Raw genomic sequence first — 12,430 nt, 5'->3', positions numbered from 1 at the left:
GCCTGCATCATAATGGTAAGCCAGTCTTGAGCAGTTCTTGAGGATTTTGTGTGGAATAGGCTGAGGGATGCCGCCGTGCCCTCAGATTTCGGGGATATTATGGCGACTCAGCGCGGTCGAAAACCGCTCGCGAATAGCATTGTCCGAAAAAGGGAAAGACCGAAAGAAATGCTCTTGGGTGATACCCAGGCGGCTGGCCCTAAGTCGCTTGGCCCAATCCGCCGCTTTACTGTGGTTTCCAGCCAGTTCATTTGTGAAGACAGCTATCATCGCGATTAGGTCGTGGGCTCCGGGTGCGTTGGCAGCCCTGACACCCCAATCTGCGGCTTCATCGTAATGCCCTTCAATCGCGTGGCTCATCGCGCGTGTGCCAAGCATGGCATATAGCATCGGATCAAGCGGGCTTAGAACCCTTGCCTCGTCAGATAGGCGCCGTCCGACGCTGGTAGCACCTGACACGGTCTCAGTCCAGGCGCGCGCGTAAATCCCTTGCGCGAAGTTCGGGCTAAGTGTGGTTGAACGGTTCAGCCAGCTTTTGGCCCCGTCAAGATCGCCTACAAGCCAAAGAGATCGGCCCATACTGAAATTGGCAAACGGGTCCATTGGGTCAAGCTCGATCGACTTCTCCGCCGCTGACCGCGCTGCGTTAACAGCGACATTGCGATTTTCAGAGTAGTGCATAAAGGCTGTTTTGAAATGCGCGAACGACAATGCAGCATGGGCGCGCGCAAAGCTGGGTTCCAGCGAGATGGCTTTTTCGAACATTGAAATCGCCATGTCATTTTCGTTCGCATCGAATTTGTAAAGAGACTGCAGACCCAGATGATATGTGGCCCAAACATCAATGTTTTCGGGTGAACGCAGACGTGCTTTGGTGGCTTCGCTCAGCGGTATCTGGATTTCGATCGCGAATATCACCTGGGCCAGAATTTTTTCGCGCACCTCGTGAATGTCATCCATGCTGGACCTGAATTGATCGGCCCAGATCACCTCGCCGTCCTCGGTGTCCGTTAAAACGACTCCGATCGAGATTTGCCGTCCCAAGACTTCGACATTGCCGGTTACGCAATACTTCACGCCCAAGCAATGATGTATCTTTCCGAAATCGTCCAAAGTAGAGGGAAACCGGAAGGACGACCCTCTGGCGATGACCGAAATCCAACGCAACCTTGCAATGGTCGCAATCAATTCGTGCGGAATGGCCTCTCCAAGTGTCTTGGCTTCTTCATTGGTTCCAACCGTTTCAAAGGGCAATATCGCGATTGAGGGACGTCGGGCCGCTTCGACCCAAACATCATCACCGCCATCCAGATCAGTCGGCGGTTTCTTTACATGAGCCGACTCGTTGCTTTGCACCTGCGCAACCCAGCGAAATCCCCTTCCGTGAACGGTCTTGATAATCTCTTGCAGATTGCCGGTATCGCCGACTGCGCGCCTGGCCGATTTGATACAGGTCGAAAGGGCGGAATCGGACACGGCACGGTCGTCCCAAAGCAGCGTGAACAGTTCCTCCTTCGGCACAAGACGTTCTCGATTTTGGATCAAGAAATGTATGAGTTGGAACACCATCGGCTCGACATCGACCCTGGCCCCGCCCCGGATAAGCTCCTGACGGGCGAGGTCTAGTTTCAACTCGCCGAATTCGTAGGTCATTTTGGGACTTTAACATACATTCCGTTTACGTCGATTGCTGCGGAATCAGGACACGTTTTGCTCCGCGTTTCTGCACAATACGGTGCCGCAGATTTAGATCACAAGAAAACCAAATTCCATTATTCCCGTGATAGCTAGCCAGTGTTTTCATCAATCGGTCTGCTAAAGTGGCCCAGCTTGCCTAGTCGCGCTGGTCTGCAATTGCTACATCAGTAATCCCGCACTTTGCGCGTTGCGATCGCGTGGCAATCCGATATGCCGCAGCGTTGATCAAGTTCGACTTTTGGGAGGCCGCCCCCCCAAAATTGGAGGGTGCGTTCATCGTCCGGATTGAGCTAGGGTTTGTAGGCTTCCGCGAACCGTAGTGAGGGATTTCTGGACAACCTCCAAGGTCGGCACCGAGCCTTGAACGACGTTGCAGTGCGCAGGCCAAAAGGCCGATTTGGATTTTCATGAACTACAGTTGAGAGGTTACTCAGCCCAGGACAAAAACGCTTGGACCAACAAGTGAAGTCAAAGCCCGCTTCGTCCGCCGATCGTTGGTTCCACCAACTCCAGAATTTGCATTTGCAGCGAAAGGCTGGTCTGACGGGCCGCACCGCAGCGGTGGTTGCCTCGGGTGAACGGCAGCTTTGGGCCAGCATTTCCGAAGGGCGTCATTGAGCTATTGGCAGCTGCTGGATAGCGCAAAATACGATCGACGAGTTGGGGTAATAGCCAGAAAGCAGCGAAGAAAACCTAGAGCAAAAGCACCCTCGCTGCTTGCAAGGACCGCTCTAACTATGTGTGCGAGCTTTCTCGGGATCATAAATTGGGCTTGTTACAATGATTGCGTTTGTGGCGAATCCATTTCCTGAGACCTTTAAAGTGGTTCCAGTTGCAATCCCTGGCTGAACATGTGCAAGTGCAAGGGATTTGCCCAATCGGTGCGAGAAACATGGGCTGTTGATCACGCCCACCTCTTCGCCGTTAAGAGACATGGTTTCCCCACCTTCGACCATGTCCGAGTGGTCGATATCCAGGCAAACATTGTTGACTTTTTCGGCACCCTTTGAGGTCATGACCATCGACTTGCCGCGGAAGTCGCCCTTTGTCCTGCTGACAGTGAAGCCCAGGCCCACCTCCCACGGGGAGTTTTCCTCGGTCATGTCGTAGCCATAAAACAATAGCCCGGCTTCGATGCGCACCTTGTCCAGAGCGGCGAAGGAACAGGGCATGACGCCTGCCTCCACCAGTTTGTCCCAGATGTCGGTGATCACCGAGCCATCGGCAAAGATCTCGTAGCCGCGTTCGCCTGAATATCCGGTACGCGAGATACGGCAGGGATGACCAAAGAGCACACCAGGCGCGTGTTCGAAATAGCCCAGATTGGCCAGGTCAATGTCGACATTGGCGTTGAGGATATCCAGCGAGGCTGGTCCTTGCACGGACAGGTCATGCAAATCGTCGGTAAACTCGACCTGAACGTCACGCCCTGCCGCCGAAGTTTTCAAAAGCGTCATGGTGTCACCCGAACCATGTACGATCATCCACTCGTTGTCGTCGTTGTTGGACACGATGGCATCGTCGGCGATCCCGCCCTCTTCTGTAAGAACGCATAAGTAAGCCGACTTCCCCGGTGTGATCTTCGACAGATCCCGCGTGGTCAGGTGATCAAGAACCGCCTGAGCGTCAGGACCGCGCACGAACACCTTCTTCAAAGGCGACATATCAAACATGCCTGCGCGTTCGCGGACTGCATTATGTTCATCATTGGGGTCAGTGTCATAGGTCCAGGCCGTGCCCATACAATTCCAACCCTCAAGCCCTGAGCCAAGCGCGGTGTGGCGTGAGGCAAGGGCGGATGTGCGGCTGAGTTCTTCGGTCATGGATGTTCCTTTCTAGTACCATTCGTCCGGCATCTGCGCCTTGCGCTCCGAGACAAAGTCCTCAAGCGCTGCTTGGATGCTGGGTTTCATTTCGGGGCGTTGATATTCGTTCGACATCTGATGCCACCGTGCGGTGGCGCGTTGATCCGCTGTAAGCGCGCCATTTTCAGACCAGGTCTCATAGGGCCCAGCGTCAGAAATTTGTGGTTCGAAATTCGCCGTCGTGTAGTGCCGAAGCGTGTGACTGGTCGACAGGAAATTCTCGCCGGGGCCCGTTTCGAAATAGGCGTCGCGGCCAAAGGCCTCATCATCGGTTGCAAAGCCCTGCAACAGTTTCAGCATCGCGCCGCAGTGGTCGAGATCCATGATGAATTTCTCGTAGGACATCACAAGCCCACCTTCGAGCCAGCCTGCCGCATGCCAGATCTGATGGGCTCCGGACAAAAGTGTGGACCACATGGCGCCGGTGCTGTCCTGCATCGCTTGCCCGTCCGGTGCATTCGACGCGGTGATTTGCCCACCGCCTGAGCGCACGGGCACGCCAAGCCTTCGTCCCAGTTGTGTCAGTGCCATCGTAGTCATGTTCGCCTCGGGCGATCCAAATGTCAGCGCTCCTGTGCGCAGGTTCATCGTGGAGTGGAACGAGCCGAACACCACCGGACAACCGGGACGCACCAGTTGCGCAAGTGCGATGCCAACCATTGCTTCGGCCAGTGTTTGCGCCGCCACTGCCGCCGGTGAAAGTGGCCCCATGGCACCCGCGAAAATCGCTGGCGAAACACAGACACATTGGCCCGCCTCTGCATAGATACGCAAAGCCGAGGACATGGTGTCATCATAGATCAGCGGCGAATTGACGTTGATATTGGCCTGCATCACCGCGTGGCGATCCATGAAGTTGCGGGCGAAGACGAGGCGTGCCATCTCGATACTATCCTGCGCGCGGTCGGGTGCCGTCACAGACCCCATAAAGGGCTTTGTCGAGAGGGTGAGATGCGCCAGCATCATGTCCAAATGCCGTTTATTCACCGGTATATCTGTTGGCTCGACAACTGTGCCGCCGGAATGGTGCAAGGCAGGCGCGCTGTAGGCCAGTTTGACGAAATTGCGGAAATCCTCCAGTGTCGCATAGCGTCGGCCTTTCACGAGATCGCTGACAAAGGGAGAGCCGTATCCAGGCATCAGCACAACGTTGTCACCGCCAAGTGTCACTGTTTTGGCCGGGTCTCGGCCATGCAACTGAAATTTGCTCGGGGCCCTGGCGCAAAGCGCGCGGACGTGACCTGGTTCAAACCGCACGCGTTCGCCATCGATGCGTGCACCTGCTTGGGCGAAGTGATCCAGCGCGGCATGATCTCCCCGGAACTCAATGCCAATCTTGCTTAGAATCCAATCGGCTTGATCTTCAATCCGGGTCAGTGCCGTGTCACTCAGCAGATTGTATGCAGGTATTTTGCGACCCGTGAACGGCGCACGCTCAGAAGGTGCGTTACGACGAGACAAGCGGCCACGGCGCGCACGGTTGCGTTGCTCTGTCGGTGTTGACTTGTCTGCTGTTGCGTTCAAAGGGTCCAACGTCATCTCTTCGCTTCTCGAGCTTGAACGTGATTTTCGACCCTAGAAATTTGTTTGAAAATCGAAATTTTCTTTTCGCAGCGTGCAAATATTTTATACGCTATGCCTATGACTGCCCGCTTTCATCACCATGACTTGCTCAGGCTATTTGCCGAGATCGCCCGCTACTCCAGCTTTTCGACGTCGGCGTCGGCTCTTAATATGACAAAGGGCGCGATCAGTTATCAGATCAAAACGCTTGAGGCCGATCTGGGGATGATCCTGTTCCAGCGCACAACGCGCGGTGTCACACTCACCGGCGAAGGACTAAAACTGCTCGCCATCTGCCAGACCCGATACGAAGAAATCGAAACCGGAATTCAGTCGTTGAAGGGGATCTCAACGCGCTCTTTGACTGTTGGGGTCTCGACCTATTTCGCTGCACGCTGGCTGTCGCCACGCCTGATGTCATTTATGCAAAGCCACCCGGACGTGCAGCTTCGCATTCAACCGATGATCGAGTTCTCGGAGCATGAGATGCAGGATGTGGATCTTGCAATCAGGTGGGGCAACGGGAAATGGAGTGACGGCACCGTGACTCCTTTCATGCCCATGCCGCCCTTTCCTGTCGGCAACGTTGATGTTGCGGGAGACGTGGAAAGACTGGGCATCAGGACAGCACTCACTGACTTAACGTTGCTACACGATCGCGAAGACAGCAACGCCTGGTCTGATTGGTTGGACATTGCCAATCTGCCGCCGCAAGTGCGACGCGACGTATTGATTGTACCCGATCCCAATGTGCGGGTGCAGGCGGTGATCAATGGCCAGGGGGCGGCGCTCATGGATGATCTGGTGAGCGATGAGTTGGCGGCGGGCAAACTTCATCGTCTGTCCATTACCGCTCTGCCGGACTACGGCTATTTTTTGGTTCAACCGCATAGCGCCGTTTCGACCGGAGCAGTGCAGGCCTTCGCTGACTGGATTCAGGGTCAATCCTGACAATGACCCCTCTCTTGAACATTTTCAGGATCAAAATTATATGCTGTATAAATAAATTGAAGGAGACCCGGACGATGCCTACTGGACATATCATGATGGCGATGAGCCTAGACGGCTTTGTTGCACGGCCTGACCACCGGCTCGATTGGTTGGAAAAGCAACCGACCAAGGATGAAGATCACGGGTTTGTGGCCTTTCAGGACGGTGTCGATGTAATCGTGATGGGTTCTGGTTCGTATCGGACGGTTCGGGACTTCGGAGAATGGCCTTACACAAAACCTGTTGTGGTTCTCAGTCGCTCGATGACAGCCAACGACATCCCTGAAGACCTACGCGATAAGTTAGAGGTTTCAGACAAAGCACCCGCGGATTTGATGAAGAACTTTGACGCGCGAGGCTTCAATCGCGTCTATGTGGATGGCGGTGCCATCATTCGTTCCTTCCTGAAAGCCGGGATGGTTGAGGACATGCGGATAACCTTGGTTCCCATCCTCATTGGTGACGGAATCCGGTTATTTGGTGAGACACAAGGTGACGTTGATCTGGAACTGGTTTCGGTCAACAACTTTCCCTCCGGTTTGGTGGATCTCGAATACAAGCTGAGAACCACGTGACGAAAGCTTCTCCACCAGGGCGGCCGCCGAAGACCGAGCAGCGCCTTTCGAAACAAATGATCCTGCAGGCCGCATTGCCGATCGTCCAAAGCAAAGGTGTTTACGCGCTATCGTTTCGCATACTTGCCGATCAGCTTGGCGTCACTCCGATGGCCGTGACCTATCACGCAGGTAGTAAGAAACGGCTTTTGTCCGATCTGGTAGAACTTGCATTTGCAGGGGTCCTGGATGGTGTGGATGGAGGCACTCCGGTCAAACGCGCCCGCGGCATTATGGCGACTTACTATGGGTACGCTTTGAAGAACGCCAATCTACTCCGTGCAATCCTGGACGATGTGACACTCATGAGCGCGGACCTCATAAATGTGGCTGTGGAATTAAAGGCCAGCACGGACCATCTTGAGAACAGCGATGGCGGTGACGTTCTTGTTCATGTGCTGATCGACTACGCACATGGGTTTGTACTCTCTGCCTCCAGCGGAGAAGATAATCCCCTGACAATAGATGGCTTTCTGCGGGGTATTGACTGGATTCTTGGTCAAGCAGTGGGTGATCGCTCGGCGGTGTGATATGAAAACTTGCGCATCAATGGCGCGCGCCAGAACAACCCAAAAGACGTGGAAATCGACATGGGGTTGTGTCTTCGCTTCTGCAGCGAATGTCCGGAAAGCGGGCTGCGACCGCAGCATTGCGACCCGAGGATGAACGGTGGCTTTGGTCCGTTTCTGACACGGCTGCTCAGAGCCAGATTCATAAATGGTCACAAGGATTTGGCCGTGCACACGAAAGGGCAGTCTACTCAACGATTTCTATCAATGTGCCGTCAGGTGAGCGAACGACGGCTTCGTAGTAGCCATCTCCCGTTCGCCGTGGTTCGGACACAAGCAACCCGTCAAGGCGAAATCGATCTGCAATTGCGTCGACCCGTTCATTTGTGCCGACAGAAAACGCGATATGCGCCCACCCGCAAGCTTCGCCGGGATGTGGAGTGACCCAAGGGCCTTCCATGATCTCAATACACGTATCGTTGCCTGGGATCTGTACGAAACGCGAGGCGAAGCCTGACCTGTTGTCGCTGTCGTAGCGCTCAGCGACCTCCGCATCGAAATAGTCTCGCCAGAATGCAGCCGCCTCTTCCAGATCCCGAGTCCAAACTGCCAAATGCGTCAGTTTCATTTCCGATTACCTTATCCAGCTAGCATGTTGACTAAATCAGAGGATCACATTATGCAGTTTCATGCAATATTTTGCGGGAATTTGCATGGAGCTGAATATACCAGACACAAGACAGGCGGAGCTTGCCGCGCGTTTGAGCGATGGTCACCAAATCGTGGCCGCCGACGCAGCGCATGAATACAGGGTATCGGTTGATACGATCCGTCGCGACATTCTCGCGCTAGAGGCAAACGGCAAGGCGCAGCGCGTGCGCGGCGGAGCGATCCCGGTCGCGCCACCCGCAGCGCCCTTGCACACTCGGCTTGCGGAAGGTGCCCCGGTAAATCCGGGCATGATCAAAGCAGCTGTGCGGGAAATTGGTAATGCGCAAACGCTCCTTTTGGACGGGGGGAGCACGGTGTTGGGCGTCGTGGAAAACCTGCCTGCACAGGACCGACGAATGGTGATCACGCCATCGCCGTGGGTCGCTATTGCCTGCCAAAACAATGGGATCGCCGTCTTCTTGCTCGGTGGCACTCTGCGCCCGCAGGGTGGGATCGCAACAGGCGAAAACGTATTGGATCGCGTTGCAGGCGTCTCGGCGGACATCGCCGTTCTGGGAGCCTGCGGACTCGATCGGGAATTTGGCCTTAGTTCCGACGACCATGACGAAGCGCAAATGAAACGAGCGATGCACAATGCGGCCGCCCGTACAATCGTCGTCACAGAAAGTACGAAAATCGGGCGACGAGCTCGCCATCACACGCTTGCTCTGGCAGAGATTGACGCGATTGTCTCAGATGCCGCTCCTGATGCTGCCAGCACCTTGCGGCTCGCCACTACGAGACTGGTCCTGAATACATGACACTGACTACAGACAGCGGGAATCCGGTAACCCCGCCCATCACGCCGAATTTCTCGGCGACCGCTCCAGCGCGTCTGGCGACACGCCTCGCATTTTTTGCTGCAGGCTTCGCAATGGCCTGCTGCGCGCCTTTGTTTCCCTTCTTCAAGGCGAACGTCGGGGCCGACAAGGCGGGGTTTGGGATCTTGCTGCTCTGTCTCGGACTCGGCTCGATCATCGCGATGCCTGCGACTGGTGTGATCTCTGCGCGTCGTGGGGCGCGGCCATTGATCCTTCTGGGCGGTTTCGGATTGACCGCTATGCTGCCTCTTTTGGCACTGGCGGAGACACCTTGGGCGCTGGGGGCCGGGCTGTTTGGTTTTGGCGCGTTCCTTGGGACGATCGATGTGGCCATGAATGTCCATGGAGCAGAAGTTGAAGACCAGGAGAAACGGCCGCTGATGTCGAATTTCCACGCTCACTGGAGCATCGGTGGCTTCTTTGGGGCCGGATTGATTACGGTACTCTTGTCCTTTTCCGTACCGGCGACCGTCTGCGCGTCATTTGGCGCCGCAACTGCGCTTGTTGCAATGTTGGCTGCCCGATCCAGGTTTCTGAATGTAGCGGGGAAAGAGCCCGAACCATCTGCCTTTCCTCGGGGCATCGTTCTCCTTTTGGCGGTTCTCGCAGGCATCATCTTTCTGGTCGAAGGCGCGGTACTGGATTGGGGAGCGCTGCTGATCATCGACAGAGACCTCGCCTCCGCAGAAAACGCCGGTGTCGGCTACATCCTTTTTTCAGTTGCGATGCTTGCTGCCCGTCTCACCGGGGATCGTCTGGTCAGCAGGATCGGTGGGTTCGCAACTCTCGTTCTGGGCGGATTGATCACAATGGCGGGGATCACGACCGTTTTATTCGCATCGTTTGTACCAGCCGCTTTTTTTGGATTTGTTCTGATCGGGCTGGGTGCAGCGAACCTTGTGCCAGTACTGTTCAGCGCCGCGGGTCGGCAGAAGGTAATGCCACCTGGCATCGCCATTGCTGCGGTGACAACAACCGGTTACGCGGGAATTCTCCTGGGGCCTGCCATGATTGGCTTTATTTCGGATGCCTCCTCACTCTCAACCGCATTCTTGTTTCTGGCACTCCTCATTCTGGCAGTACCCATATCAGCATGGTGGGTCGCCCGGGTTCCGTAGTCAATGCGGCTTTCCTGCGTCTGCTTCGAAGAAGCTGCATTTCGACATTGTCAGAGTGACAAATGGCATCTATGGGCCGTTACTTGATGAGCGAGAGTTGCCGTTAACTGTAAACGCTACACTTTTTGGTCGTTTGGCTATCTGACTGCCGCATTGAGCTTACCATATTGATGCGAAGATTTACACTTTCTAACAAAACATAAGTTAGGTTATGGAGGTTCGAAGTTGAATTTCAGAGGCGTTTGCCATGGCATATCCCATTCTTGCAGCCGGCGGCCTGTCCGCCATCATTACCCTCATCCACGTTTTCATGGGCGGGCCTGAGGTGGCGCGCCCGTTGCTGGCTGCAGGCGATCTGGAAAAGCAGCCCAAATACGTGGCGTATTACTGCTGGCATCTTGTCTCGATCAGCCTTGGTCTGATGAGTCTATTGTTCCTGTGGCCCGCTCTTTGGGGCGGAAGCAATGATCTTGCCTTTATGGGCAGTATTATGGCCACACTCTTTGCCCTTTGGGGCATAGGCCTGCGGCAGTTTTCGAAGGCTGATCTAACATTCACCGAACTGCCGCAAGGGTGGTTGTTTGTCCCCATTGCGATCTTTGGGTTTTGGGGAAGCCTTTTCTAATGGCTGTGCGGTTTTCAAAAGAAGACTGGCTGAAAGCCGGGCTGGAGCAGGTTGCCCAACTTGGCCCGGATGGGGTGAAACTCGCAAACCTGTGCAAGGCACAGGGTCGCACTACAGGGGCGTTCTACTTTCACTTCAAGGATCACGCGGCATTTGTAGCCGATCTGATCGCCTATTGGGAAAAGACACACACAGACGACGTAATGGCCGCGTCCGGGGCGCAGGCCGAGCAATTGAATATACTGGTCATGGATCTGGATCATCGGATCGAAATCGCCATGCGCCTGTTTGGCTACCAGAACCGGATGGTCGGAACCAAGCTTGCAGCGATAGATGAGAAGCGCATTGGCTTTCTAGCCAGCCTTCATGCGCAATCCGCCGCGATTGAGGCAGCAAGCGCGCGGGTTCTGGCTGAACTGGAGTATGCAGCGTTTGTCGGGACACAGATGCTCTGGCAGAATGATCTGCCGGCGCAAGGTAAAAAGCTGGGTGTCGCGTTCGACAGTCTCGTGGCAGCATATCTAAAAAGGACGCGGGTCGAGTGAGACAGGTTGAAGAACACAGCATTCCCGAAGGCAGTCTATTGCATCAGTTTGCAAAAAGGCCGGGTTATCACGCAGATGCATTTGTGGCGCACGTGGGTTTCGTTCCATCGCCGAGCGAATACATCATGGCGATGTTTGACTCACCCGTCTTCCGGATCGAGCGCGCATTGCTGGCACTCGCTGCTTTCAAGCCATCGTTCGCAAAAGACGTCGCCGCCCTGGCGTTGGCGGAAAATGACCAGCTAGCCTGCTGGAAAACCGTGCAGCGTACACAGCAAGAGTTGCTGATGAAGGTGGAAAAGGGACGGGTAAGAACCTGGCTGATGGTTGAGCCGGCTCAGGGCGGGGCATCAAAGCTGTGGTTCGGATCTGCGATTGTCCCGAAGCCCGCGCAAACCGGAAAGGCAGGCGGAATAGGGTTTGTATTTCGCACCCTGATGGGTTTTCACAAACTCTACTCACGTGTTTTGCTGCGCGCCGCGATACGCGGGCTCAAACGGGATTAGCGAATTCCACTGCGTCGCCATTCTGTTCTTGCTGCGAGCATGAGCAAAGCTTGAACTATCCGCACTTTCTTCCTCTGTACAGGCCCAGGCCGGGATTGTCCTGTTCCGCCTTTAGTTGGCGGCGCATTCAATGGTTGCTTGGTGCAGTTCTGACAAGCAGCATGATCGTAATGCTGCGAGATGGTCGATAACTGCATAGGGCTGCATGCCGACTTTGCCTCTGGAAACGCGAGCAGCTTGTTTGTCCCGCTTTGTGTGAATTCGCTCACTCTCAGATTTTTTGGCTACGGTGAACTTCGGACTGGCGAAACCGCATCGCCGCGCACGTCGAATTGGCGAATGTCGGGTCTTGGCGGTGCCGACCTACGAGCTTCGTACAGTTGGACGCACCATTTCTCCCATTTTGGGATTGAGCTTTCAAAAACAAAAAAAGCGTGCAGTCTGGGGCCATTCTACCTCAGTTCTGATCTAAGCAAGACTGTTTTGGCAGCCGTTGATAGGATCCTTTTCATATAATGTCGGACATTATAGTATATTTTGTCGGACATTATGTGTAGTGTTGGAAGAACATTGATTCGGGGCGGCCACACGTGACAGAAAATTTGCCACCCCAGGAACAGAGCGAAGAGGCAGGCAACTCGCTTAAAGAGTTACCTCCCGGCAGCACCAGCCGGGATGTTCTGGATGCGCTTTCCGAGATGATTGATGCGGAAGGTTTGAAAGTTGGTGACCGTCTGCCGCCGGAAGTAGAAATCGCACGCCGCCTTGGAATTGGTCGGGCAAAGGCTCGCGAAGCCCTGACGAGCTGGCAGAGTATGGGCATCGTCGTGCGCAACAAGAAAGCCGGGACGCGCTTGGCGGCCGA

General features: G+C 55.1%; 13 protein-coding genes. 9 read left to right on the top strand and 4 right to left on the bottom strand.

Annotated elements, in window-relative coordinates; translation table 11 throughout:
* Positions 1-81 precede the first annotated feature (81 nt).
* The 3 genes from HW561_RS20065 to HW561_RS20055 all read right to left on the bottom strand — a co-directional run bounded on the left by HW561_RS20065 (position 82) and on the right by HW561_RS20055 (position 5,102).
* Positions 82-1,653, bottom strand: coding sequence for a winged helix-turn-helix domain-containing protein (locus tag HW561_RS20065; RefSeq protein ID WP_176867139.1), 1,572 nt, complete (start codon positions 1,651-1,653; stop codon positions 82-84).
* Positions 1,654-2,429: 776 nt separating this feature from the next.
* Positions 2,430-3,521: an aminomethyltransferase family protein gene (locus HW561_RS20060; RefSeq protein ID WP_176867138.1), complete on the bottom strand. Its 1,092-nt coding sequence runs from the start codon at positions 3,519-3,521 to the stop codon at positions 2,430-2,432.
* 12 nt (positions 3,522-3,533) lie between these two features.
* Positions 3,534-5,102 (bottom strand): trimethylamine methyltransferase family protein, encoded by a 1,569-nt coding sequence (locus HW561_RS20055; RefSeq protein ID WP_176867137.1) that lies wholly within the window; start codon positions 5,100-5,102, stop codon positions 3,534-3,536.
* Positions 5,103-5,204: 102 nt separating this feature from the next.
* Here HW561_RS20055 and HW561_RS20050 point away from each other — a divergent pair, with 102 nt between their 5' ends.
* The 3 genes from HW561_RS20050 (at position 5,205) to HW561_RS20040 (ending at position 7,260) form a co-directional block, all read left to right on the top strand.
* Entirely contained in the window at positions 5,205-6,077 is an 873-nt protein-coding gene (locus HW561_RS20050; RefSeq protein ID WP_176867136.1) for a LysR substrate-binding domain-containing protein, read from the top strand.
* 74 nt (positions 6,078-6,151) lie between these two features.
* Entirely contained in the window at positions 6,152-6,691 is a 540-nt protein-coding gene (locus tag HW561_RS20045; RefSeq protein ID WP_176867135.1) for a dihydrofolate reductase family protein, read from the top strand.
* The gene (locus HW561_RS20040) at positions 6,688-7,260 is read left to right on the top strand and encodes a TetR/AcrR family transcriptional regulator (RefSeq protein ID WP_176867134.1); all 573 of its coding nucleotides are present in this window, start codon (positions 6,688-6,690) and stop codon (positions 7,258-7,260) included. Before HW561_RS20045 ends, HW561_RS20040 begins: the two co-directional genes overlap by 4 nt.
* A 226-nt stretch (positions 7,261-7,486) precedes the next feature.
* Here HW561_RS20040 and HW561_RS20035 read toward each other — a convergent pair whose 3' ends face one another.
* The gene (locus tag HW561_RS20035) at positions 7,487-7,867 is read right to left on the bottom strand and encodes a VOC family protein (RefSeq protein ID WP_074736125.1); all 381 of its coding nucleotides are present in this window, start codon (positions 7,865-7,867) and stop codon (positions 7,487-7,489) included.
* A gap of 85 nt (positions 7,868-7,952) precedes the next feature.
* Here HW561_RS20035 and HW561_RS20030 point away from each other — a divergent pair, with 85 nt between their 5' ends.
* The 6 genes from HW561_RS20030 to HW561_RS24050 form a co-directional block, all read left to right on the top strand.
* The gene (locus HW561_RS20030) at positions 7,953-8,711 is read left to right on the top strand and encodes a DeoR/GlpR family DNA-binding transcription regulator (RefSeq protein ID WP_176867133.1); all 759 of its coding nucleotides are present in this window, start codon (positions 7,953-7,955) and stop codon (positions 8,709-8,711) included.
* Positions 8,708-9,889, top strand: coding sequence for an MFS transporter (locus HW561_RS20025; protein WP_176867132.1), 1,182 nt, complete (start codon positions 8,708-8,710; stop codon positions 9,887-9,889). The genes HW561_RS20030 and HW561_RS20025 overlap by 4 nt, the downstream gene beginning before the upstream one ends.
* A 247-nt stretch (positions 9,890-10,136) precedes the next feature.
* Entirely contained in the window at positions 10,137-10,514 is a 378-nt protein-coding gene (locus HW561_RS20020; RefSeq protein WP_176867131.1) for a hypothetical protein, read from the top strand.
* On the top strand, positions 10,514-11,059 hold the full coding sequence (locus HW561_RS20015; RefSeq protein ID WP_176867130.1) for a TetR/AcrR family transcriptional regulator: 546 nt from the start codon (positions 10,514-10,516) through the stop codon (positions 11,057-11,059). Before HW561_RS20020 ends, HW561_RS20015 begins: the two co-directional genes overlap by 1 nt.
* Before the next feature lie 125 nt (positions 11,060-11,184).
* Entirely contained in the window at positions 11,185-11,565 is a 381-nt protein-coding gene (locus HW561_RS20010; protein ID WP_176867129.1) for a hypothetical protein, read from the top strand.
* A gap of 590 nt (positions 11,566-12,155) precedes the next feature.
* The coding region (locus HW561_RS24050) for a FadR/GntR family transcriptional regulator (RefSeq protein WP_328803316.1) at positions 12,156-12,430 on the top strand (275 nt) is incomplete at its 3' end.

It is taken from the genome of Ruegeria haliotis, from assembly GCF_013377785.1.
In the GTDB taxonomy this organism is placed as follows: domain Bacteria; phylum Pseudomonadota; class Alphaproteobacteria; order Rhodobacterales; family Rhodobacteraceae; genus Ruegeria; species Ruegeria haliotis.
Note: the sequence above shows the minus strand (reverse complement) of the source record. Positions and strands in the feature narration are given on the sequence as shown.

Bases quoted from the DNA above. Each gene is read 5' to 3' on its own strand.
- HW561_RS20065 (WP_176867139.1), bottom strand. From the start codon at position 1,653: ATGACCTACGAATTCGGCGAGTTGAAACTAGACCTCGCCCGTCAGGAG.
- HW561_RS20060 (WP_176867138.1), bottom strand. From the start codon at position 3,521: ATGACCGAAGAACTCAGCCGCACATCCGCCCTTGCCTCACGCCACACC.
- HW561_RS20055 (WP_176867137.1), bottom strand. From the start codon at position 5,102: ATGACGTTGGACCCTTTGAACGCAACAGCAGACAAGTCAACACCGACA.
- HW561_RS20050 (WP_176867136.1), top strand. From the start codon at position 5,205: ATGACTGCCCGCTTTCATCACCATGACTTGCTCAGGCTATTTGCCGAG.
- HW561_RS20045 (WP_176867135.1), top strand. From the start codon at position 6,152: ATGCCTACTGGACATATCATGATGGCGATGAGCCTAGACGGCTTTGTT.
- HW561_RS20035 (WP_074736125.1), bottom strand. From the start codon at position 7,867: ATGAAACTGACGCATTTGGCAGTTTGGACTCGGGATCTGGAAGAGGCG.
- HW561_RS20030 (WP_176867133.1), top strand. From the start codon at position 7,953: ATGGAGCTGAATATACCAGACACAAGACAGGCGGAGCTTGCCGCGCGT.
- HW561_RS20025 (WP_176867132.1), top strand. From the start codon at position 8,708: ATGACACTGACTACAGACAGCGGGAATCCGGTAACCCCGCCCATCACG.
- HW561_RS20020 (WP_176867131.1), top strand. From the start codon at position 10,137: ATGGCATATCCCATTCTTGCAGCCGGCGGCCTGTCCGCCATCATTACC.
- HW561_RS20015 (WP_176867130.1), top strand. From the start codon at position 10,514: ATGGCTGTGCGGTTTTCAAAAGAAGACTGGCTGAAAGCCGGGCTGGAG.
- HW561_RS20010 (WP_176867129.1), top strand. From the start codon at position 11,185: ATGGCGATGTTTGACTCACCCGTCTTCCGGATCGAGCGCGCATTGCTG.